26 protein-coding genes are annotated in these 26,440 nt (G+C 61.0%); 9 read left to right on the top strand and 17 right to left on the bottom strand.

What is annotated here, in order from left to right:
* Window positions 1-72: 72 nt before the first annotated feature.
* Entirely contained in the window at window positions 73-606 is a 534-nt protein-coding gene (gene ssb1, locus ACJ8J4_RS21170) for a single-stranded DNA-binding protein SSB1 (RefSeq protein ID WP_060448016.1), read from the bottom strand.
* 277 nt (window positions 607-883) lie between these two features.
* Here ssb1 and uvrA point away from each other — a divergent pair, with 277 nt between their 5' ends.
* Both uvrA and ACJ8J4_RS21160 read left to right on the top strand, forming a co-directional pair.
* Window positions 884-3,712 (top strand): excinuclease ABC subunit UvrA, encoded by a 2,829-nt coding sequence (uvrA, locus tag ACJ8J4_RS21165; protein WP_060434697.1) that lies wholly within the window; start codon window positions 884-886, stop codon window positions 3,710-3,712.
* 228 nt (window positions 3,713-3,940) lie between these two features.
* Window positions 3,941-4,993, top strand: coding sequence for an NAD(P)-dependent alcohol dehydrogenase (locus ACJ8J4_RS21160; RefSeq protein ID WP_043139692.1), 1,053 nt, complete (start codon window positions 3,941-3,943; stop codon window positions 4,991-4,993).
* A 30-nt stretch (window positions 4,994-5,023) separates the two neighbouring features.
* Here the strand turns inward: ACJ8J4_RS21160 and maa are convergent, their stop codons facing one another.
* The 5 genes from maa to ACJ8J4_RS21135 form a co-directional block, all read right to left on the bottom strand.
* Complete coding sequence (maa, locus tag ACJ8J4_RS21155; RefSeq protein WP_025304441.1) at window positions 5,024-5,581, bottom strand: maltose O-acetyltransferase; 558 nt, start codon at window positions 5,579-5,581, stop codon at window positions 5,024-5,026.
* Between the two features lie 152 nt (window positions 5,582-5,733).
* Window positions 5,734-6,087, bottom strand: a complete 354-nt coding sequence (locus ACJ8J4_RS21150; protein ID WP_025304442.1) for an MmcQ/YjbR family DNA-binding protein — start codon at window positions 6,085-6,087, stop codon at window positions 5,734-5,736.
* 4 nt (window positions 6,088-6,091) lie between these two features.
* On the bottom strand, window positions 6,092-6,508 hold the full coding sequence (locus ACJ8J4_RS21145; RefSeq protein ID WP_004936779.1) for a secondary thiamine-phosphate synthase enzyme YjbQ: 417 nt from the start codon (window positions 6,506-6,508) through the stop codon (window positions 6,092-6,094).
* A gap of 126 nt (window positions 6,509-6,634) precedes the next feature.
* Window positions 6,635-7,828: an amino acid aminotransferase gene (locus ACJ8J4_RS21140; RefSeq protein WP_043139687.1), complete on the bottom strand. Its 1,194-nt coding sequence runs from the start codon at window positions 7,826-7,828 to the stop codon at window positions 6,635-6,637.
* Window positions 7,829-7,908: 80 nt separating this feature from the next.
* Window positions 7,909-8,382, bottom strand: a complete 474-nt coding sequence (locus ACJ8J4_RS21135; protein WP_025304444.1) for an Lrp/AsnC family transcriptional regulator — start codon at window positions 8,380-8,382, stop codon at window positions 7,909-7,911.
* Between the two features lie 215 nt (window positions 8,383-8,597).
* On the opposite strand from ACJ8J4_RS21135, the gene ACJ8J4_RS21130 reads away from it, so the two are divergent.
* Window positions 8,598-9,365: a transporter substrate-binding domain-containing protein gene (locus ACJ8J4_RS21130; RefSeq protein ID WP_060434701.1), complete on the top strand. Its 768-nt coding sequence runs from the start codon at window positions 8,598-8,600 to the stop codon at window positions 9,363-9,365.
* A 44-nt stretch (window positions 9,366-9,409) separates the two neighbouring features.
* Here ACJ8J4_RS21130 and alr read toward each other — a convergent pair whose 3' ends face one another.
* Window positions 9,410-10,489 (bottom strand): alanine racemase, encoded by a 1,080-nt coding sequence (gene alr, locus ACJ8J4_RS21125; RefSeq protein WP_049204323.1) that lies wholly within the window; start codon window positions 10,487-10,489, stop codon window positions 9,410-9,412.
* A gap of 17 nt (window positions 10,490-10,506) precedes the next feature.
* Window positions 10,507-11,931: a replicative DNA helicase gene (gene dnaB / locus ACJ8J4_RS21120; RefSeq protein ID WP_025160134.1), complete on the bottom strand. Its 1,425-nt coding sequence runs from the start codon at window positions 11,929-11,931 to the stop codon at window positions 10,507-10,509.
* Window positions 11,932-12,104: 173 nt separating this feature from the next.
* Between dnaB and ACJ8J4_RS21115 the strand changes: the two genes are divergently transcribed.
* Window positions 12,105-13,088: a quinone oxidoreductase gene (locus ACJ8J4_RS21115; RefSeq protein ID WP_089196306.1), complete on the top strand. Its 984-nt coding sequence runs from the start codon at window positions 12,105-12,107 to the stop codon at window positions 13,086-13,088.
* A gap of 299 nt (window positions 13,089-13,387) precedes the next feature.
* Here the strand turns inward: ACJ8J4_RS21115 and pspG are convergent, their stop codons facing one another.
* Together pspG and dusA are read right to left on the bottom strand one after the other, a co-directional pair.
* Complete coding sequence (gene pspG / locus ACJ8J4_RS21110) at window positions 13,388-13,606, bottom strand: envelope stress response protein PspG (RefSeq protein ID WP_025304448.1); 219 nt, start codon at window positions 13,604-13,606, stop codon at window positions 13,388-13,390.
* A gap of 157 nt (window positions 13,607-13,763) precedes the next feature.
* Entirely contained in the window at window positions 13,764-14,774 is a 1,011-nt protein-coding gene (gene dusA / locus ACJ8J4_RS21105; RefSeq protein ID WP_042785464.1) for a tRNA dihydrouridine(20/20a) synthase DusA, read from the bottom strand.
* A 202-nt stretch (window positions 14,775-14,976) separates the two neighbouring features.
* Between dusA and ACJ8J4_RS21100 the strand changes: the two genes are divergently transcribed.
* Window positions 14,977-15,510 carry a tetratricopeptide repeat protein gene (locus ACJ8J4_RS21100; protein WP_197836085.1) on the top strand — a complete coding sequence of 178 codons (534 nt, stop codon included), beginning with the start codon at window positions 14,977-14,979 and terminating at the stop codon, window positions 15,508-15,510.
* A gap of 18 nt (window positions 15,511-15,528) precedes the next feature.
* Window positions 15,529-16,074, top strand: coding sequence for an RNA polymerase sigma factor (locus ACJ8J4_RS21095; protein WP_038629948.1), 546 nt, complete (start codon window positions 15,529-15,531; stop codon window positions 16,072-16,074).
* Window positions 16,075-16,078: 4 nt separating this feature from the next.
* Here ACJ8J4_RS21095 and ACJ8J4_RS21090 read toward each other — a convergent pair whose 3' ends face one another.
* Window positions 16,079-16,651: a sugar O-acetyltransferase gene (locus ACJ8J4_RS21090; RefSeq protein WP_049296288.1), complete on the bottom strand. Its 573-nt coding sequence runs from the start codon at window positions 16,649-16,651 to the stop codon at window positions 16,079-16,081.
* 245 nt (window positions 16,652-16,896) lie between these two features.
* On the opposite strand from ACJ8J4_RS21090, the gene zur reads away from it, so the two are divergent.
* Complete coding sequence (gene zur, locus ACJ8J4_RS21085) at window positions 16,897-17,409, top strand: zinc uptake transcriptional repressor Zur (RefSeq protein WP_015379223.1); 513 nt, start codon at window positions 16,897-16,899, stop codon at window positions 17,407-17,409.
* A 102-nt stretch (window positions 17,410-17,511) separates the two neighbouring features.
* On the opposite strand, the gene ACJ8J4_RS21080 is transcribed toward zur, so the two are convergent.
* The 4 genes from ACJ8J4_RS21080 to ACJ8J4_RS21065 form a co-directional block, all read right to left on the bottom strand.
* The gene (locus ACJ8J4_RS21080; protein WP_004936743.1) at window positions 17,512-17,721 is read right to left on the bottom strand and encodes a CsbD family protein; all 210 of its coding nucleotides are present in this window, start codon (window positions 17,719-17,721) and stop codon (window positions 17,512-17,514) included.
* Between the two features lie 315 nt (window positions 17,722-18,036).
* Window positions 18,037-19,374, bottom strand: coding sequence for an MATE family efflux transporter DinF (dinF, locus tag ACJ8J4_RS21075; RefSeq protein WP_025304452.1), 1,338 nt, complete (start codon window positions 19,372-19,374; stop codon window positions 18,037-18,039).
* Window positions 19,375-19,477: 103 nt separating this feature from the next.
* Entirely contained in the window at window positions 19,478-20,086 is a 609-nt protein-coding gene (lexA, locus tag ACJ8J4_RS21070) for a transcriptional repressor LexA (protein ID WP_025160136.1), read from the bottom strand.
* Window positions 20,087-20,188: 102 nt separating this feature from the next.
* Window positions 20,189-20,557 carry a diacylglycerol kinase gene (locus ACJ8J4_RS21065; RefSeq protein ID WP_015379225.1) on the bottom strand — a complete coding sequence of 123 codons (369 nt, stop codon included), beginning with the start codon at window positions 20,555-20,557 and terminating at the stop codon, window positions 20,189-20,191.
* 148 nt (window positions 20,558-20,705) lie between these two features.
* On the opposite strand from ACJ8J4_RS21065, the gene plsB reads away from it, so the two are divergent.
* Window positions 20,706-23,171 (top strand): glycerol-3-phosphate 1-O-acyltransferase PlsB, encoded by a 2,466-nt coding sequence (plsB, locus tag ACJ8J4_RS21060; protein ID WP_060434712.1) that lies wholly within the window; start codon window positions 20,706-20,708, stop codon window positions 23,169-23,171.
* A 66-nt stretch (window positions 23,172-23,237) separates the two neighbouring features.
* Here plsB and ubiA read toward each other — a convergent pair whose 3' ends face one another.
* Both ubiA and ubiC read right to left on the bottom strand, forming a co-directional pair.
* Complete coding sequence (ubiA, locus tag ACJ8J4_RS21055) at window positions 23,238-24,110, bottom strand: 4-hydroxybenzoate octaprenyltransferase (RefSeq protein WP_025304455.1); 873 nt, start codon at window positions 24,108-24,110, stop codon at window positions 23,238-23,240.
* Window positions 24,111-24,127: 17 nt separating this feature from the next.
* The gene (ubiC, locus tag ACJ8J4_RS21050) at window positions 24,128-24,643 is read right to left on the bottom strand and encodes a chorismate lyase (RefSeq protein WP_025304456.1); all 516 of its coding nucleotides are present in this window, start codon (window positions 24,641-24,643) and stop codon (window positions 24,128-24,130) included.
* 392 nt (window positions 24,644-25,035) lie between these two features.
* Here ubiC and ACJ8J4_RS21045 point away from each other — a divergent pair, with 392 nt between their 5' ends.
* Window positions 25,036-26,418 (top strand): MFS transporter, encoded by a 1,383-nt coding sequence (locus ACJ8J4_RS21045; RefSeq protein WP_033651213.1) that lies wholly within the window; start codon window positions 25,036-25,038, stop codon window positions 26,416-26,418.
* Window positions 26,419-26,440: the final 22 nt, after the last annotated feature.

Raw genomic sequence — 26,440 nt, 5'->3', positions numbered from 1 at the left:
CGCAGAAAATCGGCAGCGAGCGCCCACAAAAAACCCCGCCTGAGCGGGGTTTTTTTAGCACTGTCGCCAGGCTTAGAACGGGATATCGTCGTCAAAATCCATTGGCGGTTCGTTGCTGCTGGCCGCCGGAGCGCTGTTCTGCGCCGGACGAGACTGCTGCTGGCCGCCGCTGAACTGGTTGCCGCCCTGTGGCTGCTGAGGCTGGCCCCAACCGCCCTGGCCGCCGGCAGATTGACCTGCCGGTGCGCCGCCGCCCTGACGGCCGCCCAGCATCTGCATGGTGCCGCCGACGTTAACCACCACTTCGGTGGTGTATTTTTCCACGCCGGCCTGATCGGTCCATTTACGCGTCTGCAGGGAGCCTTCGATGTAGACCTGAGAGCCTTTGCGCAGGTATTCGCCCGCCACTTCAGCCAGTTTGCCGAACAGTACGACGCGGTGCCACTCGGTCTTTTCTTTCTGTTCGCCGGTCGCCTTGTCACGCCAGCTTTCGGAGGTCGCCAGGGTAATGTTGGCCACTGCGCCGCCGTTCGGCATGTAACGGACTTCTGGATCCTGACCCAGATTCCCGACCAGAATTACTTTGTTTACGCCTCTGCTGGCCATGAGCACTTCTCCCGATGATTGATTTCTACACAGTATAAACGCGTCAGTTTACCACGCTGAGTGCGAAACCACACCCGTGTTGATAAGTGCGAATTGCATTCCAGAATTGTCTTTTCGATCGACCTTGTTGCATTCTCATACTGGATATTCATTCAGGTTTTTTTGTGTCATAATTATGCGTTTCGACCAGGCTGTGCCGGTTTTTTGCGAGATCCATCACAAAATCCCCCGCAAAAATCGCGACAGGCGCGGTGTATCATCAAGACGGGAAGTGTAAATGGACAATATCGAAGTTCGTGGTGCTCGAACCCATAATCTGAAAAACATCAACCTGATCATCCCGCGTGACAAACTGATCGTCGTCACCGGCCTGTCCGGTTCCGGCAAGTCTTCGCTGGCTTTCGATACGCTGTACGCCGAAGGGCAGCGGCGCTATGTCGAATCACTCTCCGCCTATGCGCGCCAGTTCCTGTCGCTGATGGAAAAGCCGGACGTCGACCATATTGAAGGTCTGTCACCGGCGATCTCCATCGAGCAGAAATCCACCTCGCACAACCCGCGGTCCACGGTCGGCACCATCACCGAGATCCACGACTACCTGCGCCTGCTGTTCGCCCGCGTAGGCGAGCCACGCTGCCCGGATCACCATGTGCCGCTGGCGGCGCAAACCGTCAGCCAAATGGTCGATAACGTGCTGAGCCAGCCGGAAGGCAAGCGCCTGATGCTGCTGGCGCCAGTAGTGAAAGATCGCAAGGGCGAGCACACCAAAACGCTGGAAAACCTGGCCGCCCAAGGCTATATCCGCGCGCGCATCGACGGTGAAGTGTGCGATCTGTCCGATCCGCCGAAGCTGGAGCTGCAGAAAAAACACACCATCGAAGTGGTGGTCGATCGCTTCAAGGTGCGTGACGACATGGCGCAACGCCTAGCCGAATCGTTCGAAACCGCGCTGGAGCTGTCCGGCGGCACCGCGGTGGTGGCGGACATGGACGACGAAAAAGCGGACGAGCTGCTGTTCTCCGCCAACTTCGCCTGCCCGATCTGCGGCTACAGCATGCGCGAGCTGGAACCGCGCCTGTTTTCCTTCAACAACCCGGCCGGCGCCTGCCCGACCTGCGATGGCCTGGGCGTGCAGCAGTTCTTCGATCCGGATCGCGTGGTGCAAAACCCCGAGCTGTCGCTGGCCGGCGGCGCGATCCGCGGCTGGGATCGCCGCAACTTCTACTATTTCCAGATGCTGCGTTCACTGGCGGAGCACTATGAGTTCGACGTCGAAGCGCCGTTCAACACCCTGAGCGCCGACGTACAGAAGGCGGTACTGAGCGGCTCCGGCAAAGAGTCGATCGAATTCAAATACATCAACGATCGCGGTGACACCACCGTGCGCCGCCATCCGTTCGAAGGCGTGCTGCACAACATGGAGCGCCGCTATAAAGAGACCGAATCCAGCGCGGTGCGCGAAGAGCTGGCGAAGTTCATCAGCAACCGCCCTTGCGCCTCGTGTCACGGCACCCGTCTGCGTGAAGAAGCGCGCAACGTGTTCGTCGAAGACACCACGCTGCCGGAAATCTCCGATCTGAGCATCGGCCATGCGATGACCTTCTTCCAGAACATGAAGCTCAGCGGCCAGCGCGCCAAGATCGCCGAGAAAGTGCTGAAAGAGATCGGCGATCGCCTGAAATTCCTGGTGAACGTCGGCCTGAACTACCTGTCGTTGTCCCGTTCGGCGGAAACGCTCTCCGGCGGTGAAGCGCAGCGTATTCGTTTGGCCAGCCAGATCGGCGCCGGCCTGGTGGGCGTGATGTACGTGCTGGATGAGCCGTCGATCGGCCTGCACCAGCGCGATAACGAGCGCCTGCTGGAAACGCTGATCCACCTGCGCAACCTCGGCAACACAGTGATCGTGGTGGAGCATGACGAAGACGCCATCCGCGCCGCCGACCACGTGATCGACATCGGCCCCGGCGCCGGCGTGCACGGCGGCCAGGTGGTGGCAGAAGGCACCGTCGACGACATCATGGCGCAGCCGGAATCGCTGACCGGCCAGTTCCTCAGCGGCAAGCGCGAGATCGCCATTCCCGCGCAGCGTGTGCAGGCCGATCCGACCAAAGTGTTGAAGCTGAGCGGCGCGCGCGGCAACAACCTGAAGGACGTGACGCTGACGCTGCCGGTCGGTCTGTTTACCTGCATCACCGGCGTGTCCGGCTCCGGCAAATCGACGCTGATCAACGATACGCTGTTCCCGATCGCCCAGCGCCAGCTTAACGGCGCCACCATCGCCGAGCCGGCGCCGTTCCGCGAAGTGACCGGCCTGGAACATTTCGACAAGGTGATCGACATCGATCAGAGCCCGATCGGCCGTACGCCACGCTCCAACCCGGCCACCTACACCGGTATCTTCACCCCGGTGCGCGAGCTGTTCGCCGGCGTGCCGGAATCGCGCAGCCGCGGTTATACGCCGGGCCGCTTCAGCTTCAACGTCAAGGGTGGGCGCTGTGAAGCCTGCCAGGGCGACGGGGTGATCAAGGTCGAAATGCACTTCTTGCCGGACATCTACGTGCCGTGCGACCAGTGCAAGGGCAAGCGTTATAACCGCGAAACGCTGGAAGTGAAGTACAAGGGCAAGAGCATCCACGAAGTGCTGGAGATGACCATCGAAGAAGCGCGTGAGTTCTTCGACGCGGTGCCGGCGCTGGCGCGCAAGCTGCAAACCCTGATGGATGTCGGCCTGTCCTACATCCGCCTCGGCCAGTCGGCCACCACGCTCTCCGGCGGGGAGGCGCAGCGCGTCAAGCTGGCGCGCGAGCTGTCGAAACGCGGCACCGGCCAGACCCTGTATATTCTCGACGAACCGACTACCGGCCTGCACTTCGCCGATATCCAACAGCTGTTGGCGGTGCTGCATCAGTTGCGCGATCAGGGCAATACCATCGTGGTCATCGAGCATAACCTGGACGTGATCAAGACCGCCGACTGGATCGTCGATCTGGGGCCGGAAGGCGGCAGCGGCGGCGGCGAGATCCTGGTCGCCGGCACGCCGGAAACCGTGGCCGAGTGTGAAAAATCGCACACCGCGCGCTTCCTGAAACCGCTGTTGAACAAGTAATATCGCCAACGTGCGGGCCGTCGTTCAGGCGACCCGCACGCTGACCCGTTTCATTGCAATCAAACAGAAACGGGCAAGATTTCGACATTTTCAGGCATTTCCCTCCGCACTCACCGCTTTTATCATCAATGTTCCCTCGGCGGCCGCCCTGTCTGATTCAGGCCGCATCTTACCGGCACTCCGCTGCCGGCCAAGCGTTGTCCCCATACATTGATAACTGGAGCGACCATGAACATTACCCATGCCTATGCCGCGCATGATGCGAAATCTGCGCTGGTGCCTTTCGATTACCCACCGCGCGCCCTGCGCGACCACGATGTGCAAATTCAGGTGTTGTTCTGCGGTGTCTGCCATTCGGACCTGCATCAGGCTCGCAACGAATGGAGCAATACGATTTACCCGGTGGTACCAGGCCATGAAATCGTCGGGCGCGTCAGCGCCGTCGGCGGCCATGTCTCGCGTTACCGGGTCGGCGATCTGGTCGGCGTCGGTTGCATGGTGGATTCCTGCCGCAGCTGTCCGAGCTGCGATGAGGGGTTGGAACAGTATTGCGAGAACGGCTTTACCGGCACCTATAACGGCCAGGATCGCCAGACCGGCGCCGTCACCTATGGCGGCTACTCCACCAATCTGGTGGTAGATCAGGACTTCGTGCTGCGCGTGCCGGAAAATCTCGATCCGGCCGGGGTCGCGCCGCTGCTGTGCGCCGGCATCACCACCTATTCGCCGCTGCGCCAGTGGGGCGCGGGGCCAGGCAAAAAGGTCGGCATCGTCGGCCTCGGCGGGCTGGGGCACATGGGCGTCAAACTGGCGCGGGCGATGGGCGCGCACGTGGTGCTGTTCACCACCTCGCCGTCGAAAATAGAAGACGCCAAGCGCCTCGGCGCCCATGAAGTGGTGATTTCACGCAACCCAGATGAAATGGCGCAGCACGTTAATAGCTTCGACTTCATCCTCAACACGGTAGCGGCTCAGCACGATCTGAACCCGTTCCTCAACTTACTGCGCCGCGACGGCACCCTCACGCTGGTCGGCGCGCCGGAGCACGATCATCCGTCGCCGCAGGTGTTCAACCTGATCATGAAGCGCCGCCGTATCGCCGGTTCGCTGATCGGCGGCATCGCGGAAACGCAAGAGATGCTGGACTTCTGCGGCCAACACGGCATCACGTCCGATATCGAGCTGATCCCGATGCAGCAAATTAATGAGGCCTATGAGCGCATGCTGAAAAGCGACGTGAAGTACCGCTTCGTGGTGGATATCGACTCGCTGCGAGCCTGATGACAGCGGGGCCCGGCGGCGCCCGTTTTTTTATAGCTGCTTGATGACCCTGGCCGGGTTGCCGCCCACCACGCAGTTGGCCGGCACGTCTTTGGTCACTACCGCGCCGGAGGCCACGACCGCATTATCGCCGATGGTCACGCCCGGATTGATCACCGCGCGCCCGCCGATCCACACGTTGTCGCCAATCTTGACCGGCTTGCCGAACTCCGCGCCGCCGACGCGGGTCTCGGCGTCCAGCGGATGGGTGGCGGTGTAGATATGCACGCCCGGCGCCAGCAGGCAGTTATCGCCAATATGCACCTCGCACACGTCGAGGATCACGCAGTCGAAATTGGCGTAGAAGTTCTTGCCGAGATAGATGTTATAGCCGTAGTCGCAGCGGAAGGTCGGCTCGATGGTGCCGCCCTGATAGCCGCCCAGCAGCTCGTCCAGCCATTGTTTGCGCAGCTCGCCCTCTTCCGGCGAGGAGTGGTTATAGCGATGCGTCAACTGGCGCGCGCGCCGACGTTCGCTGCGCAGCAGGTCATCACCGGCGTCGTACAGCTCCCCGGCGATCATCTTGCGCTTTTCTTCGCTGATGGCCATGTCGGCCTCCTTAATCTTATCCGCGTTTCTTGAATGCCCAAGCGTAGCCGTTTTTTCCTGACGACAAAAAGGGAACGTTCCCAATTTAAAGCCGCGATCACGATTTAACACGAAAAAGCAGGAGAAAAACGGGCGGTGCCGCCGCCCGGCAATCAGGCGCGCAGTTCCTGGCGCACGTGTTCGGGCAGGCCTTCCACCACCAGCTGATAGGAGCTGTCGATCAGCGTATAAAACTGCGAGTTCGGCAGGTTGCCGTCGAGAAACACCGTATTCCAGTGCGCCTTGTTCAGGCCGTCGCAGGCGACGATCTCCGGGTGGTGCTCGCGCAGGCTTTCCGCCAGCTCCGGGCTGGACTTGATTGCCAGCGCCGGCCGCCCTTCGACCTCGCACACCATCGCGAACATCACGTCGCCCACCTTGATCTGGCTGGCCTGCCACTGGTTCTGGTCGCTCTGCTCCGCGCCCGGCTTCGCCATGCAGTACTCCAGCAATGCGCTGTTATTCATTGGGTTATTCCCCCTGTAATGTGGCCACAATACGGCGTGCTCCGCCGTGGATGCGGTGCTCCCCCAGCCAGATGCCCTGCCATGTGCCCAACATCAGCCGCCCGTGCCTGACGGGCAGCGTCAAGGAAGCGCCCAGCAGCGAGGATTTGATGTGCGCCGGCATGTCGTCCGGCCCTTCGTAGTCATGTTGATAGGGTGCGTTTTCCGGCACCTGGCGCAGGAAATGCTGCTCCATATCGGCTCGCACCGTGGGATCGCAGTTCTCGTTGAGCGTCAGCGAGGCCGAGGTATGCTGCAGCAACAGATGCAGCAGGCCGGTTTGCAGGCGGTGTAAGTGGGTTAACTGGTTGACGATCTCGTCGGTAACCAGATGAAAGCCACGCGCTTTTGCGCTGAGGATTAGCGTTTGCTGATGCCACATGAGTGAGCGCCCCTCAATCAGTATATTCTCTCTCCGGTTTGCGGCAACTTCGGCGGCGCACCGGCAATAAAAAAGGAGCGATATCGCTATCGCTCCCCGATGAACGTCCGTTCAGACTAACAGGCGTTACTGCACCGCGGCAAACGCCTCGGCCACCTGACGCACATTGTTGTGGTTCAGGCCGGCCACGCACATGCGGCCGCTGTGGATCAGGTAGACGCCAAACTCTTCACGCAGGCGATCGACCTGCGCCGCGCTGAAGCCGGTGTAGCTGAACATGCCGCGCTGAGCCAGCAGGTAATCGAAATTGCGCTGCGGCAGCGCGCTCTTCAGGGTGTCCACCAGCGCGTGACGCATCTCGAGAATGCGGGTGCGCATGCTCTCCACTTCGTCCAGCCACTGGGTTTTCAGCTGGGCGTCGTTCAGCACCTTGGCCACCAGCTGCGCGCCGAAGTTCGGCGGGCTCGAGTAGTTGCGGCGCACGGTGGCCTTCAGCTGGCCCAGCACGCGCCCGGCCGCCTCTTCGCTTTCGCACACCACCGACAGGCCGCCGACGCGCTCGCCGTACAGCGAGAAGATCTTCGAGAACGAGTTGCTCACCAGGCACGGCAGGCCGGCCGCCGCGATGGCGCGAATGGCGTAGGCGTCTTGCTCCATGCCGCCGCCGAAGCCCTGATAGGCGATATCAAGGAACGGAATGATTTCACGATCGGCGATCACCTTGACCACCTCATCCCACTGGGCGGGGGTCAGGTCGGAACCGGTCGGGTTGTGGCAGCACGGATGCAGCAGCGCGATGCTGTGCTTCGGCAGCTGTTTCAGCGCAGCGAGCATGGCGTCGAACTTCACGCCCAGGCTTTCGCTGTCGAAATACGGATAGGTATTCACTTTGAAACCGGCGCCGCTGAAGATGGCGACGTGGTTTTCCCAGGTCGGATCGCTGACCCACACCTGCGAATCCGGGAAGTAGCTTTTCAGGAAGTCGGCGCCCACTTTCAACGCGCCGGAACCACCAACGGTCTGAATGGTGGCGATGCGCCCCTGCTGCAGCATCGGATGCTGCGCGCCGAACAGCAGCTGCTGGATGGCGGAGCGATAGGGTTGCAGCCCTTCCATCGGCAGGTATACCGAGGCGCCGTGCTCGACGCTGTTCAACTGCGCTTGCGCCGCGGCGACCGCCCGCATCTGGGGGATGATGCCCTGCGCATCGTAGTACAGGCCGATACTCAGGTTCACCTTGTGCGCGCGCGGGTCTTGTTTGAATTTTTCCATCAGCGACAGAATGGGATCGCCGGCATAGGCGTCAACGTTCTGGAACACGGGGTTTTTCTCCTGGTTTATTTATTGTGGTTTAGGCACAGCGTTACGTTCCTAATATAGACGGAAAAGCGCATTCGGTTTCAGCTTTCTCGCGTCACCGGCAACAAACCGTTTTCCTTGATGCGATTGAGCACCACCGCCGTTTTGATATGCGCCACGCTTTTGTGCGGCGACAGCGTCTGGCTGATGAATTCGCTCAGCGCCGGCAGGTCAGCCACCGCCACTTTCAGCAGGTAATCGGCGTCGCCGGTGGTCTTGTAAGCGTCAAGGATCGCGTCCACGTCCTCCAGCATCTGATGAAAGCTGTCGATCTGCTCCTGCGCGTGCGTGATCAGGCTGACTTCAATCAGCCCCACCAGCCCCAGGCCGACCGCCTCCGGCGCCAGCCGCGCGTGGTAGCCGCGGATCAGCTGCGCCTGTTCCAGGCTGATGCGCCGCCGAGAACATTGGGAGGCCGAGAGCCCCACCAGTTCGCTCAGCTCCTGATTGGTCAAACGGCCGTTGGCCTGTAACAGCGTCAGGATTTTCATATCAAAATCGTCAATGTTGTACATAGCCACCTGTAAACTGTGTTAATAAATGTTGACGTTACAGCCTACCAGTTTTTTTACCGTTGCCGACGTCACACCCTGGCGCTTGAATCGCGTACAGCAGCAACGCCCGACGTTTTCGCCGGTAAGCGGCATAAAAAACGGCTAACTCATGCAGACAAACGACAATTAACGGCGAAGTAACGCATAAAACCACGAATGTATAAAAAGGACGCCAGATGAAAAAGCTACTCCCCCTCGCGCTGCTGCTCGCCGCCGGCAGCGCCAGCGCGCAATCCCACCTGGACAAAGTGCTGCAGCAAAAGACCCTGGAGGTCTGCACCACCGGCGACTACAAGCCCTATACCTTCCTCAAGGAAGACGGCAGCTATGAAGGCATCGACATCGACATGGCGCAATCGCTGGCCAAGAGCCTGGGCGCCAACGTGAAGTGGGTGAAAACCAGCTGGAAAACCCTGACGCCGGACTTCGCCTCCGGCAAGTGCGACATCGCGATGGGCGGCATCTCCGTCACGCTGGAGCGGCAAAAACAGGTGTTCTTCGCTGACAAGCTGGATACCGACGGCAAAATCCCGCTGGTGCGCTGCACCGACGTGAAGAAATACCGCACTCTCGAACAGATCAACAAGCCGTCGGTGCGTCTGTTGGAACCGGCGGGCGGCACCAACGAAGCCTTCGTGCACGCCTATCTGCCGAAGGCCAAACTGACGCTGACGCACGACAACATGAGCATTTTCCAGCAGCTGGTGGATCGCAAGGCGGACGTGATGATCACCGACGCCTCCGAGGCGCTGTACCAGCAGAAGCGCTATCCGAAGCTGTGCGCGGTGAATCCGACCAAACCGATGCAGTACGGCGAGAAGGCTTACATGCTGCCGCGCGACGATCTGAGCTGGAAACTGTATGTGGATCAGTGGCTGCACCTGGCCAAGGCGACCGGCGAGTATCAGAAGGTTATCGACAAGTGGTTGGCGGTAAAGAAGTAACCCGCTGAGAAACGGGGCCGACGCGCGTCGGCCCCTGCGGCGCATCAGTCGCCGATGTATTCCATCGCCACACGCTGCGTGAGCTTGGTGATCAGTTCGTAAGCGCTGATGCCGGTGCAGGCGGCGATGCGTTCGACCGGCAGCGCCTGGCCCCACAGCACCGCTTCATCCCCCACCTTATCGGCGGCGTCCGGCCCGAGATCGACCGAAATCATGTCCATCGACACCCGGCCGACGATCGGCACTTCGCGGCCGTTGATCAGGATTGGCGTACCGGTCGGCGCGCTGCGCGGGTAACCGTCGCCGTATCCCATCGCCACCACGCCCAGCCGGGTATCGCGCGGGCTGACCCAGGTGCCGCCGTAGCCGACCGCTTCGCCGGCCTTGTGCTCGCGCACCGCGATCAGGCTGGATTTCAGGGTCATCGCCGGCTGCAGACCATGCTCGGCGCCGCTGCCGTTATCCAGCGGCGACACGCCGTACAGAATGATGCCGGGGCGCACCCACTCATTGTGGGCATCCGGCCACAGCAGCGTGCCACCGGAGGCGGCGACCGAGCGCTGGCCCGGTTTACCGCGCGCGAACTGCTCAAAGCAGGCGATCTGTTTCAACGTGGTGTCGGACTCCGGTTCATCGGCGCGGCTGAAGTGGCTCATGATATTGACCGGCTGCGCCACGTTGCGGCAGGCGCACAGGCGCTGATAAAACGCCTCCGCGTGTTCGGGGCGCACCCCCAGCCGATGCATGCCGGTATCGAGCTTCATCCACACCGGCACCGGGCGCGCCAGCTCGGCCTGCTCCAGCGCTTCGAGCTGTTCGATGCAGTGCACCGCGGTTTCGATGTTGTTCGCCACCAGCACCGGCAGATCTTCGGCACTGAAGAAGCCTTCCAGCAGCAGGATCGGTTTGACGATGCCGCCGGAACGCAGCATCAGCGCCTCGTCGATGCGCGCCACGCCGTAGCAGTCGGCGTCTTGCAGGGTGTGTGCTGTTTCCAGCAGGCCATGTCCATAAGCGTTTGCTTTCACAACGGCAATCAGGCGGCTTTGCGGCGCCTGGCGGCGCACCTGTTGCAGATTATGTCGCAGAGCGCGGCGGTCGATTACAGCGGTTGCCGCTTTCATTTCAGTTCCTTAGCTGATTATTCGTCATCGTATTGTGGCCCCGCGTAGTTGTCGAAACGCGACCACTGGCCGTTAAAGGTAAGGCGCACGGTACCGATCGGGCCGTTACGCTGCTTACCGATAATAATTTCCGCGATCCCTTTCAGATCGCTGTTCTCGTGATACACCTCATCACGATAGATGAACATAATCAGGTCGGCGTCCTGCTCGATAGAGCCGGATTCACGCAGGTCGGAGTTAACCGGGCGTTTGTCGGCGCGCTGCTCCAGGCTACGGTTCAGCTGCGACAGCGCCACCACCGGCACCTGCAGCTCTTTCGCCAGCGCCTTCAGCGAGCGCGAAATCTCGGCGATCTCCAGCGTACGGTTGTCGGACAGGGCCGGCACGCGCATCAGCTGCAGGTAGTCAATCATGATGAGGCTAAGCCCGTCGTGCTCGCGGAAAATGCGCCGCGCGCGCGAGCGCACTTCGGTCGGCGTCAGGCCGGAGGAATCGTCGATGTACATGTTGCGCTTCTCCAGCAGGATACCCATGGTGCTGGAAATGCGCGCCCAGTCCTCGTCGTCGAGCTGGCCGGTACGGATGCGCGTCTGATCCACGCGCGACAGCGACGCCAGCATACGCATCATGATCTGCTCGCCGGGCATCTCCAGGCTGAAGATCAGCACCGGTTTTTCCTGGGTCATCGCGGCGTTTTCGCACAGGTTCATGGCGAAGGTGGTTTTCCCCATCGATGGACGGGCGGCGACGATGATCAGATCGGACTTTTGCATGCCCGCGGTTTTCTTGTTGAGGTCCTGATAGCCGGTATCGACCCCGGTCACGCCGTCGTGCGGCTGCTGATACAGCTGCTCGATGCGCGATACGGTGTCTTCCAGGATGCGTTCGATGCCCTTCGGGCCTTCGTCTTTGCTGGCGCGGTTCTCGGCGATTTGGAATACGCGGGATTCCGCCAGATCGAGCAGGTCTTCGCTGCTGCGCCCCTGCGGATCGTAGCCGGCGTCGGCGATTTCGTTAGCCACCGAGATCATTTCGCGCACCACCGCGCGCTCGCGCACGATGTCGGCGTAGGCGCCGATGTTGGCGGCGCTCGGGGTGTTTTTCGACAGCTCGGCCAGGTAGGCGAAGCCGCCGACCGAGTCCAGTTCACCCTTCTGCTCGAGCGATTCGGACAGGGTGATGAGGTCGATAGGCTTGCTCATCTCCAGCAGACGCTGCATCTCGGTAAAGATCAGGCGATGCGGGCGGCTGAAGAAGTCGTTGGCGACCACGCGTTCCGCCACGTTGTCCCAACGCTCGTTATCCAGCATCAAACCGCCCAACACCGACTGCTCGGCCTCCAGCGAGTGCGGCGGCATCTTCAGCCCTTCCATCTGACGATCTCTGGAACGCTCTCTGGTTTCGTCCGCGTTTGTTTTGTTGGTTGGTTTTTTTCCTGCCATGAAACGTAGTCTTTATCCGGTTGCGAATGAGGGTGAGGCTGCTGACGCAAGAGTATACGTGATTTTTCCGCACGATTCCGCCGCATAATTGCCACAGGCCGGCGCACGGGCAGGCTAGATCTCCGCAGCCAAAAGGCATAGGGTGAATTCAGATAACCAAATGAGGGTAGAACATGGCCAAGCGCATTCAATTCTCCGCCACCGGCGGGCCGGAAGTCTTGCAATACGTTGATTTTACACCGCTCGATCCGGCTGCCGGCGAAGTGCAGATCGAGAACAAGGCGATCGGCATCAACTACATCGACACCTATGTGCGCAGCGGACTGTACGCGCCGGCCAGCCTGCCGAGCGGCCTCGGCACCGAAGCGGCCGGCGTGGTGACCAAGGTCGGCGCCGGGGTCAGCGCGATCAAACCGGGCGACCGGGTGGTGTATGCGCAATCGGCGCTCGGCGCCTACAGCGAGATCCACAACGTCTCGGCAGAACGCGTGGCGCTGCTGCCGGGCAACCTTAGCTTTGAACAGGGTGCAGCCTCTTTCCTCAAAGGGCTGACGGTATACTACCTGCTGCGCCAGACCTATGACGTGCAACCGGGTGAAGTGTTCCTGTTCCATGCCGCGTCCGGCGGCGTCGGGCTGATCGCCTGCCAGTGGGCGAAAGCGCTGGGTGCGCGCCTGATCGGCAGCGTCGGTTCCGACGAGAAGGCCGCACTGGCGAAACAGGCCGGCGCCTGGGCCACCATCAACTACCACAAAGAGGATATCGCCCAGCGGGTGGCCGAGCTGACGCAGGGCGAGAAGGTCGGCGTGGTGTACGATTCGGTGGGTAAAAGCACCTGGCTGGCCTCGCTCGACAGCCTGAAGCGTCGCGGCCTGATGGTGAGCTTCGGCAACGCGTCCGGCCCGGTGACCGGCGTCGATCTGGCGCTGCTGAATCAGAAGGGCTCGCTGTACGTCACCCGCCCTTCCCTCAACGGCTATATCACCAACCGCGCCGAGCTGCAGTACGCCAGCAACGAGCTGTTCTCGCTGATCGGCAGCGGCGCCATTCGGGTGGAGGTGAGAGACGAGCAGAAATTCGCGCTGGCCGACGCCCAGCGTGCGCACCAGGTGCTGGAAAGCCGCAGCACCAGCGGTTCCAGCCTGCTGATCCCCTGATCGCGGCCAAAGAAAAGGGCTCCTTGCGGAGCCCTTTCTGTTACTGCGTTTTGTAGGGGTAGAGCAGAGTCCGCCAGAGACAGGGGTTGCTTTAGCAACACGAATTTTGGTTGTCTCTCACGGTGATGAAATCAGTCGCATCACTGCATCGACCAACATCCTAACAGCCCCGTGCGGCAAAAAACACGCTTTATGTGCCACACCGCCGGGGAAAACTGCCAAGCTGTGATCGCTGCCGCATTAGCGTGGCGGGCAGTTATGCAAGTTTCATCGCGACTGACTGATTATTCAGCAAAAAATCAGTAACGCCTGGCCTGCGGTTTCTGCATCGAACGGTAAATCCATACCCCGACCACCGCCAAAATCAGCCACGGCAGCAGCTTAATCACCACCGCGAACAACCCGCCCAACAGCATGAACGCCGCCGCCACCAACAACGCGGCGAAGATCCCCAGCAGCGAGATGCCGGTCACCATCAGCATCACCACAAAGCCAATGAGAAAGAAGATTTCCAACATGATTGCTCCTTTGCAATACAACGTATCTGCAGAGTGGATTACAAGAAGCGTGCCAGAATGGCGGAAGGGCTAACCTATTGAAAAAATAGGACAAGCATCCGGTAACTCACCGAATGCCTGGCGAAAAAGACTAACTGTTGGTCAAATTTTTTGCGGGTTACGCCATTTCGACGCGCGGCTGACGCACCAGCGCCAGCGCCTGCTCCACCACCCGCGCATCGGCGCCCGGCTTGTGGGCGTTCTCGCTCAGGTGGCGACGCCACTGGCGCGCGCCCGGCACGCCCTGGAACAAACCGAGGATGTGACGGGTGATGTGGCCGAGATAGGTGCCGTTGGACAGCTCGCGCTCGATATACGGATACAGCGCTTCGACGATCGCCACGCTGTCCGGCACCGCGGTCTGCGCGCCGAACAGTTCGCTGTCGACCCGCGCCAGGATACCCGGATTCTGATACGCCTCGCGCCCCATCATCACACCGTCCAGATGCTGCAGATGCTGCCGCGCCTCTTCCAGCGTTTTCACCCCGCCGTTAATGGCGATGGTCAGCGCCGGGAAATCCCGCTTCAGCTGATAAACGCGCGGGTAGTCCAGCGGCGGCACTTCGCGGTTCTCTTTCGGGCTGAGGCCGGAGAGCCAGGCTTTGCGAGCGTGGATAGTGAACATGTCGCACTCGCCGCGCCCGGCGACGGTCTGGATAAAGTCGCACAGGAAGGCGTAGCTGTCCTGATCGTCGATGCCGATGCGGGTCTTCACCGTCACCGGTATCGATACGACGTCGCGCATTGCCTTGATGCAGTCGGCGACCAGCGCCGCCTGGCCCATCAGACAGGCGCCGAACATGCCGTTTTGCACGCGATCGGACGGGCAGCCTACGTTGAGGTTAATCTCGTCATAACCGCGCTGCTCCGCCAGTTTGGCGCAGTGCGCCAGCGCGGCCGGATCGCTGCCACCCAGCTGCAGCGCCACCGGATGCTCTTCTTCGCTGTAGGCCAGATAGTCGCCCTTGCCGTGGATGATCGCGCCGGTGGTCACCATTTCGGTGTACAGCAGCGTTTCCTTGGTCAGCAGGCGGTGGAAGTAACGGCAATGACGATCGGTCCAGTCGAGCATCGGCGCGATGGAGAAACGATTGGCGGCGTAGGTTGGGGCGTGGTTGTCTTTCGTCATGCTGAGTTACTGGCTACCTGAGTCTGTCTGGGTTCAACGAACGGCGCGCGGCCGCAAACGGCTATTATAACGACAATCGGCGCCGTTGGGAAAACCCGCTTGCCGCCGGCAAAAATAAGCGGAGACAAGGCGAATAAACCCACTCGTTCAGGTGTTATCTCATTACGGGCGCGCACGGCGCCTCTGCCTTGAGGACATAACCATGAACAGCTTCATTAAACGCCTGCTGGCATCGGCCATTGCCGGCTGCCTGCTGTTTTCCGGCGCGGCGCTGGCGATGGGCGGCGACGGCAGCGGCCAAACCCCGCCAACCTGTCCGAAAGGCCAGGTCTACGACAGCAAAACTCAGACCTGCATGGTAGATAAAAGCGGCAAGGTCGACGACGCCGACCGCACTAACTACGCCTATGCGCTGGCGAAAAGCGGCCGCTATCAGGAAGCGCTCGATATGCTCAATACGTTGAAAGATCCCAACACCGCCGTTGCGCTGAACTATCGCGGCTACGCCACGCGCAAACTTGGCCGCACCGATGAAGGGATCGGCTATTATTTAAAATCAGTAGCCCTCGATCCGAAATACCCTAAAGTGCGCGAGTACCTGGGGGAAGCCTACATGCTGAAAGGCCGACCCGATCTGGCGCGCCAGCAGCTGCAGGTGATCCAGTCGCTGTGCGGCACCAAATGCGAGGAGTACCGCGATTTGGCGGCGGCCATCGACCGCCACCCGGAATCTTGATCCGACGCGCCTGCGGAGGTGACTATCAGCGGCGATGCGATACGCGATGAACTCGGCCACTATCTCTCCCGCCTGTGGCGCTATGCGCTGGTGCTTTCGCACCGGCGGGATATCGCCGACGATCTGGTGCAGGCGACCTGCCTGCGTGCGCTGGAGCGCGCTGCGCAATTCACTCCCGGTTCGCACCTGGATCGCTGGTTGTTTTCCATCCTGCACTCCATCTGGCTCAATGAAGTTCGCGCCCAACATCTTCGCCAGGGGCAAGGCTGCATGGCGGCGGAAGAGCTGGGCGATGCGGACAACGGTGAACAGCCGGTCTGGCTCCATGAAGTGATGCGACGCGTCAGCCGGCTGCCGGCGGCTCAGCGCAACGCGCTGTTTCTGGTGTATATCGAAGGGCTATCCTATCGGGAGGCCGCGAAAGTGCTGGCGGTGCCAATCGGCACCGTCATGAGCCGCCTGGCGGCCGCACGCTTGGCGTTGGCCGATGACCGCCCGTTGGCAAACGACGGCCCGCACCGCAAAGAGAGCCATCCCGCCCCCTTGCCTCCTGCTCGTCGATAACGCCCTATTCCAACGAGCGGATAACCCGGCATGGCTGCCCCAGCGCCAGCACGTTGGCCGGGATGTCGCCGGTGACGATGCTGCCCGCGCCGATGGTCGTGCCGTCGCCGATGGTCACTCCCGGCAGGATCACCACATTACCGCCGATCCAGACGTTGTTGCCGATGGACACCGGCTGCGCCGAGGTGCGGAAAGGAAAATCCGGATCGCCGGTGAAGCGCTCTGCGGCCTTCAGCGGGTGGCTCGGCGTATAGATTTGCACGTTGGGGCCGATCAGCGTGTTGTCGCCGATGGTGATGGTATTGCAGTCGAGGAACACCGCGTTGACGTTGATAAAACAGTTTTTACCGATGCGGACATGCTGCCCGTAGTCACACCAGAACGGTGTTTCAATCCAGCTCGCCTCACCCCAAGCACCGAACAGCTCACCGAGTAGGCGGTTTTTCTCGTCCGCCTGATGCGAGTCCAGCGCCCCCAGGCTTTTGGTCAACGCCCTCGCTCGATGGTACAGGGCGATCAGTTCTTCATCGCGGCTGTTGTACTCCAGGCCGCCTAACAGCTTCTCTCTTTCCGTCATCACACAGGGCTCCTGCTCATCACGCGGGTGAAAGGCGTTATACCGCTCTCGTCCCCCGCTCTCCAGCGCTAAAACCGGCAACGTTGATTTGCCGCCCGACGGCGGGGAAAAGTTGTGATGCAACTCTCTTTTCGCGCGACCGGCGCGCTTTTCCTTGCGCTATCCTCAGGGGAAAAGGGGGCAACTCTCGGCGATTCGCCGTAATCATGGTAAAATCGGCTTTTTTACGTACCGGGATATTTGCGATGAACTCAACCACCCAGGAAAAGCTGCTGGCGCAGGCTGAACGCCTCTGCCAGCAACGCAATGTGCGATTGACGCCGCAACGGCTGGAAGTGCTGCGTCTGATGACTCAGCAACCCGGTGCAATCAGCGCATATGACCTGCTCGATCTGCTGCGCGTCGCCGAACCGCAGGCCAAGCCGCCGACGGTCTACCGCGCGCTGGATTTTCTGCTGGAGCAAGGGTTTATCCATAGAGTGGAATCGGCCAACAGCTACGTGCTGTGCCACCATTTCGAACAGCCGATGCATACATCCGCGCTGTTTATCTGCGACCGCTGCGGCCAGGTGACCGAACGCACCACCGAAGGCGTGGAGGAAACGCTGCAGAAGCTGGCACAGGAAGCCGGATTTGCACTGCGGCACAGCGTGGTGGAAGCGCACGGTCTGTGCGCCGGTTGCGTTGAAGTTGAGGCTTGTGACAGCAAGCATGATTGCGCCGAACACGATCACAGCATCGCCATCAAGAAGAAATAATACGAAGTCAGGTACTTCCCTGTACCTGCAGCCGGGGCGCCAGAGGATGGAGCGACGCCGGCCTGCGCTGTTGCCGGCCGCCGTCAGTGGCGGCCCTGCGTGTTACCAGCGGTGTTTGGTGTGATCTTCCCAGGCTTTCACCTCTTTCTCGGCCGCCTCTTTCTGGTAACCGTAGCGCTCCTGGATTTTACCGACTAGCTGTTCGCGTTTCCCTTCGATGACCGTCAGATCGTCATCGGTCAGCTTGCCCCATTTTTCCTTCACTTTGCCTTTCAGCTGCTTCCAGTTACCGTCGGCTTGATCTTTATTCATAGTCTCTCCGTTAACCTGTGGTGAATCAGTGATCCCTGTCGCCGGCCGGGGTTAAACAGAAGTTTTTCTGGTTGATACTCCCTTCACCTTAAGAAGCACCGCTCCCCTTCATTCACCAGCCACATGATTCATTCTAGTTAAACATGGAAATAAAAAAGCCAAACATCAGAATAAAAAACCATTAAAAAGAAAAATAAACACAAAAAACGCTAACAAACAACGAACTAAACCGGAAATATTCAGGCTGAAAACATGTAAGCAAACATGAATAAAAACATAAGATAAATTAATAATTAACCCAACAAAGCGTCCGGTCTAACGTGCAGCAAACCAGCTGCCGCGCACCTGATGACGGTGCCAAATCCAACCCAGCGCCACGCCACGCAACGTCAGAAACACCGCCAGCGCCAGCCAGAGCCCGTGGTTGCCTAGCAGCGGCACGCTGAACAGCGTCAGACCATATCCTGCCGCGGCCACCGCCATACTGTTACGCATCTCGGCGCCGCGCGTGGCACCGATAAACATGCCGTCCAGCAAATAGCACCACACCCCGACCAGCGGCAGAATAACCTGCCACGGTAAATAGTGGGCGGCCAACGCACGCAGCTCCGGCAAGGAGGTCAACGCCGCCACGATCTGCTGGCCGGTAACGGCATACGCCAGGCCGAAAGCCAACGCGACCAGCCCAGCCTGCCTGCAGGCCGCGTGCCACACCTTACGCAGTTGGCTGCCGTCCCGGGCACCGTAGGCGTGGCCGGAATGGGCCTCCACCGCATAAGCGAAGCCGTCGAGCGCATAGGCGGTAAACGTCAGCAGGTTCATCAACACCGCGTTAACCGCCACCACATCGCTCCCCAGGCGAGCGCCGAAAATGGTCAGCGACGCAAAACACAGCTGCAGCAGCAATGAGCGCAACATGATGTCGCGATTGAGCGCCAGCAGGCGGCGCAGATCGCCACGCCAGGCCTGACGCAGCATCGCCAGGGTAATACCGCGCAGACGCATCACTCGCCACGCCAGCCACAGGCCGAGCAATAGCGTGGCATATTCGGCGATGGCGGTGGCCGCCGCCGCCCCTCGTACGTTCCAGCCCAGGCCCATCACCAGCCAGATATCCAGCACGATGTTCAGCAGGTTGCCGACGATCAGCAGGATCACCGGCGCACGCACGTACTGCACGCCGAGCAGCCAGCCCAGCAGCACCAGGTTGGCCAGCGCCGCCGGTGCGCTCAACCAGCGGATCTCAAGAAAACGCCGCGCCTGCTCCAGCACCTCGCCATCGCCGCCGACGATCCGCAGCGCCAGTTCAATCAGCGGGTAGCGCAACAGGACGATCGCCCCCCCGGCCAACAACGCCAGCAGCAGCGGTTGCATAAAGGCGCGTGCCAGCGCCTGCGGGTTCTTCGCTCCCAGCGCCTGCGCCGCGAGGCCGGTGGTGCTCATGCGCAGGAACAGCAGCAGCATGAACAGGAAGCTGGTCGCCACCGCGCCGATCGCCACGCCTCCCAAATAGATCGGGCTGTCGAGGTGGCCGATCACCGCGGTGTCCACCAGCCCGAGCAGCGGCACGGTGATATTGGAGAAAATCATCGGCAGGGCGAGGCGCCACAGGGCTTTATCGGTGTCGCTGGTGAAGGCGGAAATCAGGCGCATGATGGGATGTTCCTGTGACAGAGTGACAAAGGGCGAAGTCAGAAACAAAAACGCCCCAAAACAGGGGCGATTGATACAGGGAGCGGCGGTGATGGCGCGGCGATTAAATCCAGTCGCCGTTGCGGATCACGCCGACCGCCAGCCCTTCGATCGTGAAATTCTGCTGGCGCAGATCGACCACGATCGGTTGGAATTCATTGTTCTCCGGCAGCAGCTCAACCACGTTACCGTGCTTTTTCAAGCGCTTGACCGTCACTTCGTCTTCGATGCGCGCGACCACGACCTGGCCGTTGCGCACGTCTTGCGTTTTGTGCACCGCCAGCAGATCGCCGTCCAGAATGCCGATGTCGCGCATCGACATGCCGTTCACCCGCAACAGGAAATCGGCGCTCGGTTTAAACAGGGAAGGATCCACCTGGTAGTGCCCTTCGATGTGCTGCTGCGCCAGCAGCGGTTCGCCGGCGGCGACGCGACCGATCAGCGGCAACCCTTCTTCTTCTTCCATCAACAGGCGGATACCGCGCGACGCACCGGAGACGATTTCGATCACGCCTTTGCGTGCCAGCGCCTTCAGGTGCTCTTCGGCGGCGTTAGGCGAACGGAACCCCAGACGCATCGCGATCTCGGCACGCGTTGGCGGCATGCCCGTTTGCGAAATATGATCGCGAATCAGATCGTAGACCTCTTGCTGTCTGGTAGTTAGTGCTTTCATTCCGCCCCCTGTTTGTTTATACAGTCTTGCTGTGAGTATATACAGGTAAGCGCGGATTGGGAACCGAAGAATAAATAAAAATCAGTCAGTAGGCGACTTTCGTCAGCCAAAATGCTGCCACAAGACCGTGCCCCATACGAACAGCGCCAGCACGATCGCCAGCGACACCGCCGCCGATCCCATGTCCTTGGCCCGCCCGGACAGCTCATGGTGTTCGCTGCCGATGCGATCCACCACCGCCTCGATCGCGCTGTTCAGGATCTCGACGATCATCACCAGCGCCACCGATCCGATCAATAAAATGCGCGCTATCGCACCCACGTCCAGCCAGACAGCCAGTATGATAGCCAGGAGGGTCACCACCAGTTCCTGGCGGAACGCCGCCTCGTGTTGCCAGGCGGCGGAAAGCCCTTTATAAGAATAGCCGGCGGCCTTGATGATGCGGGTCAATCCGGTTGCTTGGTTTGCCATGTTTTCGTGCCTTTCTCAGAGGTCGGTCATAATAAAAAGAGTCTAGAACAGTCCGCGCTGACGGCTCTCGGTTTTCGAACACCACAGATCTGCTACCCGGTTTCTGGTATGCTTGCGGCGCATTGCTAACAAGAGGCTTCACGTTGTTATGTCAGGTTGGCGTAAAATTTATTATAAAATATTGAATTTACCACTTAAATTGTTGGTAAGAAGTAAGGTCATCCCTTCAGATCCGGTTACCGAGCTAGGGTTGGATCCCTCACGGCCGATTTTGTATGTTTTACCTTACAATTCCAAGGCGGATTTGCTGACGCTGCGCACCCAGTGCCTGGCGCAGGATCTGCCCGATCCGCTCAACGCGCTGGAGATCGACGGCACCGTGCTGCCGAGCTACGTGTTCATTCACGACGGCCCGCGCGTGTTCCGCTACTACACCCCGAAAGAAGAGTCGGTAAAGCTGTTCCACGACTATCTGGATCTGCATCGCAGCAATCCGGATCTCGACATTCAGATGCTGCCGGTTTCGGTCATGTTCGGCCGTTCGCCGGGCCGCGAAGGTCACGGCACGCCACACCTGCGTCTGTTGAACGGCGTGCAGAAATTCTTCGCCGTACTGTGGCTCGGCCGCGACAGCTTCGTGCGTTTCTCCAACACCGTTTCGCTGCGCCGCATGGCCACCGAGCACGGCACGGATAAAACCATCGCGCAGAAACTGGCGCGCGTGGCGCGCATGCACTTCTCGCGTCAGCGCCTGGCCGCGGTAGGCCCGAGCCTGCCGGCCCGTCAGGACCTGTTCAACAAGCTGTTGGCGTCCAAAGCGATCGAAAAAGCGGTCGAGGACGAAGCGCGCAGCAAGAAGATCTCGCACGAGAAGGCCCAGCAGAACGCCATCGCGCTGATGGAAGAGATCGCCGCCGATTTCTCCTACGAAACCGTGCGTCTGTCCGACCGCGTGCTGAGCTGGACCTGGAACCGGCTGTATCAGGGCATCAACGTCACCAACGCCGAGCGCGTGCGCCAGCTGGCGCAGGACGGCCACGAGATCGTCTACGTGCCCTGCCACCGCAGCCACATGGACTATCTGCTGCTGTCCTACGTGCTGTATCACCAGGGCCTGGTGCCGCCGCACATCGCCGCGGGCATCAACCTCAACTTCTGGCCGGCCGGCCCGATCTTCCGTCGCCTGGGCGCGTTCTTCATCCGCCGCACCTTCAAGGGCAACAAGCTTTACTCGACGGTGTTCCGCGAATACCTCGGCGAGCTGTTCACCCGCGGTTACTCGGTGGAATACTTCGTGGAAGGCGGCCGCTCCCGCACCGGGCGCTTGCTGGAGCCGAAGACCGGCACCCTGTCGATGACCATCCAGGCGATGCTGCGCGGCGGCACCCGTCCGATCACGCTGGTGCCGATCTACATCGGCTACGAGCACGTGATGGAAGTGGGTACCTACGCCAAAGAGCTGCGCGGCGCCACCAAGGAAAAAGAGAGCCTGCTGCAGATGCTGCGCGGCCTGCGCAAGCTGCGTAACCTGGGCCAGGGTTACGTCAACTTCGGCGAACCGCTGCCGTTGACAGCTTACCTCAACCAGCACGTGCCGCAGTGGCGCGAGTCGATCGATCCGATCGAAGCTCAGCGCCCAAGCTGGTTGACGCCGACGGTCAACGATCTCGCCGGCCAGATCATGGTGCGCATCAACAACGCCGCCGCGGCCAACGCCATGAACCTGTGTTCCACCGCGCTGCTGGCCTCGCGCCAGCGTTCGCTGACCCGCGAACAATTGCTCGAGCAGCTCGAGTGCTACCTGCAGCTGATGCGCAACGCGCCTTACGCCCATGACGTCACCGTACCATCGCAGACGCCGGACGAGCTGCTGGATCACGCGCTGAACATGAACAAGTTCGAGGTGGAAAAGGACAACATCGGCGACATCATCATCCTGCCGCGCGAGCAGGCGGTGCTGATGACCTATTACCGCAACAACATCCACCACCTGCTGGTGTTGCCGTCGCTGATCGCCAGCATCGTCATGCATCATCGCCGGGTATCGCGCGCCGAACTGCTGCGCCAGATTGGCATGATTTACCCGATGCTGAAAGCCGAGCTGTTCCTGCATAACGACAAGGAGCAGCTGCCGGACGTGCTGCGGCCGATGATCGACGAGCTGATCCGTCAACAGCTTATCTGCGACAAAGGCGACGAGCTGGTGCTGAACCCGGCGCGCATTCGCCCGCTGCAGCTGCTGGCCGCCGGGGTGCGCGAAACCCTGCAACGCTACGCCATCACCATGTCGATCCTCAGCGCCAACCCGAGCATCAACCGCGGCGCGCTGGAGAAAGAGAGCCGCATCATGGCGCAGCGTCTGTCGGTGCTGCACGGCATCAACGCGCCGGAGTTCTTCGACAAGGCGGTATTCTCCACCCTGGTGGCGACGCTGCGCGAAGAAGGCTATATCAACGACAGCGGCGATGCGATCCGCGAGCACACCCTCGAGGTGTACAACATGCTGAGCGATCTGATCACGCCGGAAATCAAGCTGACCATCGAAAGCGTCAACATGCCGGAAGAGACCACCATCCTGCCGCAAACCGATGCGGGAGAAGAGCAAGACGAGTGATTTCGCCCGGCGCAGAAACACAAAAGGCACCCCGAGAGGTGCCTTTTTTCTTGCTGCAGGAAACCGTTACGCCGGCAGATAGCTCAGCGCGATGCCGATAAATACCACCAGCCCGACATAATTGTTCTGCAGGAAGGCCTTGAAGCAGGCTTCGCGCTCGCGCCCGGCGATCTGCTTTTGCTGGTGAATGAACAGCGCGCCCGCCAGCAACAGCGACCAGTAAAACGCGCCGCCGAGCTGCGCCAGATAACCGACCCACACCAGCAGCAACAGCGTCGCGAACTGCAACAGCCCGACGATCAGCTTGTCATAACGCCCGAACAGGATAGCGGTGGACTTGATGCCTATTTTCAGATCATCGTCGCGATCGACCATCGCATACAGCGTGTCATAGGCCACCGTCCAGCAGATGTTCGCCAGCAGCAGCAGCCAGCAGCTGAGCGGCAGCGATTCGCTGACCGCCGCATAGCCCATCGGAATGCCCCAGCCGAACGCGGCGCCCAGCACGAACTGCGGCAGGTTGGTCACCCGCTTCATAAACGGATACACCCAGGCCAGCGCCAGCGCCGCCAGCGACAGCCAGATGGTCATCGCATTCAGCGTCAACACCAGGCAGAACGAAATCAGCACCAGCACCACGAACAGCACCTTGGCCTCTTTCGCGCTCACCCGGCCGCTCGGCATCGGCCGCCCGGCGGTGCGCTTTACGTAGCCGTCCACCGCGCGATCGGCGTAGTCATTCACTACGCAGCCGGCGGCGCGCATCAGGAACACGCCGAGCACGAACACCACCAGAATCGACAGCGGCGGCACGCCTTTCCCGGCCAGCCACAGCGCCCACAGCGTCGGCCACAACAGCAACAGCGTGCCGATCGGTTTATCAATGCGCATCAAATGGCTGTAAGCCCGCCATTTACTTTGAGTCACGCTTCCCTCCAACGTCTTGCTCTCCTCTCTTATGCGGGGACCGCTGAATACAGCGGTGAAGCCGGTAAAAACAGTTCGGTCAGCAGCAGCGGCTTGCCCGCCAACCGCAGCCGTGAACGACGCGCCCACAGCGCATCCTGCCGGCCGATATGGATATAGTCGCGCGTCAGCTCGCCGCTGCTGAACAGGTAGCGCCCGAGCGGCAGCGTGCCCAGATCCACCAACGCCTGATCGGGGCCGGTCAGCGTATGTTCCGGGATCACCGTGCGCCCAAGCAGCCAGGGCTGGTCGTCGCCCAGCAGCACCACTTCGCGCAGCCAGTAGCGCGGGCTGTCGGGCAGGTGGTTCGCCTCGTCGCCCAGCGCCTCGCGCGTGACGAAGCATTCGCGCTGCGGTTCGACGCGCACCTGGGCGCAATGGCGTTCAAATCGGCGGGTCATGGAGCCTAACTCCATCAGCCAGTCGCTGACGGCGGCGGGCGCCGGAGGATCCTGTTCGGACAACCACTCCAGCGGCGGCAGGATGGAATCCCTGATGCCAGACATTGCTTTACTCCTCGCCTGAACCGCGGCCGGTGTGGCGCGCCAGGCGATACAAACTGTTAACAGGCCCCCATTGTAGCGCAGAAATGCGAAAGCGGCAGGCTGATTCGTGGCGAAAACGGCAGGCCTATCGGCCGGAAAAACCGGGGTTCTGTCATCTTTTTGCCATCCGCATTCTCTATCTTCATTTCCCGGCGCGCTGACGATTCTGTGATCGCCCGCAAAGTTTCAGCTTCCTCGCGTTGTGTTATCTACGCGCGTAGATACCCTGATACAGCAGCGTTGAATCGCCATGCGTCCGACATGATTTGTCGGCACACCTTTGTTGCCGGCACCAGGGAAACCATCTTTAGCCGCGCCCCTCCAGGCGCAGAACAAAAGAGGATAGCACTGCCATGAGCGAAACAACGCTTGCCCCTTCACAGACCGCCGACGCCGCGCTGGCGGCCGATGAACGCCTGGCAACCAAAGAGGGGCGTAGCCAATTTTGGCGCGCCACCTTCTCTTGCTGGCTCGGTACCGCCATGGAATACGTCGACTTCGCGCTGTACGGCCTGGCGGCCGGCATGGTGTTCGGCGACGTGTTCTTCCCGGAAGCCACGCCGCTGGTGGCGCTGCTGGCCAGTTTCGCCACCTACTCCGTCGGCTTCGTCGCGCGGCCGATCGGCGCGCTGGTGTTCGGCTGGATCGGCGACCGCAAAGGCCGCCGCGTGGTGCTGATCACCACCGTGGCGCTGATGGGCCTCTCCACCACGCTGATCGGCCTGATCCCGTCCTATGCGCAAATCGGCGTCTGGGCGCCCGCCTGCCTGGTGATCCTGCGCTTCGCGCAGGGGTTCGGCGCCGGTGCGGAACTGTCCGGCGGCGCGGTGATGCTGGCGGAATACGCGCCGGCCAAGCGGCGCGGGCTGGTAGCGTCGATCATCGCCATCGGCTCCAACAGCGGCACCCTGCTGGCGTCGCTGGTATGGCTGCTGGTACTGCAGCTGGACAAGGAAGACCTGATGAGCTGGGGCTGGCGCATTCCGTTCCTCGCCAGCATTCTGATCGCCGGGGTGGCGCTGTACCTGCGCCGCCACGTGCGGGAAACGCCGGTGTTCGAACGCGAGCTGCAGCAAAACCACCAGCGCATGCTGGACGCCGCCCAGGCCGCGCCGGATACGCGCAGCTACCTGCAGCGCACCAAAGCGTTCTGGGTGATGCTCGGCCTGCGCATCGGCGAAAACGGCCCTTCCTACCTGTGCCAGGGCTTTATCGTCGGCTATGTCGCTAAGGTGCTGATGGTCGATAAATCGGTGCCGGCGCTGGCGGTGTTGATCGCCTCGCTGTGCGGTTTTCTGGTGATCCCGCTGGCCGGCTGGCTGTCCGATCGCTTCGGCCGCCGCATCACCTACCGCTGGTTCTGCCTGCTGCTGGTGCTGTACGCCTTCCCGGCGTTCTGGCTGCTCGACAGCCGTGAACCAGCGATCGTCATCTCGGTGATCGTGGTCGGCATGTGCATCGCATCGCTGGGGATCTTCGGCGTGCAGGCGGCCTACGGCGTCGAACTGTTCGGCGTGAAGAATCGCTACTCCAAGATGGCGTTCGCCAAAGAGCTCGGTTCGATCCTCTCCGGCGGCACCGCGCCGCTGATCGCCACCGCGCTGCTGTCCGGTTTCGGTCACTGGTGGCCTGTCGCCTGCTATTTTGTTGTAATGGCGGCCATCGGCTTAATCACCACCTTCTTTGCTCCCGAAACCCGCGGCCGCGATCTCAACCTGCCGCAGGATGCCGCGTAGCGAGAAGGCGAACAGGAACCCA

The organism is Serratia sp. CY47280, assembly GCF_052168655.1.
Lineage (GTDB): Bacteria > Pseudomonadota > Gammaproteobacteria > Enterobacterales > Enterobacteriaceae > Serratia > Serratia bockelmannii.
This window is presented reverse-complemented; position numbering and strand designations above follow the sequence as displayed.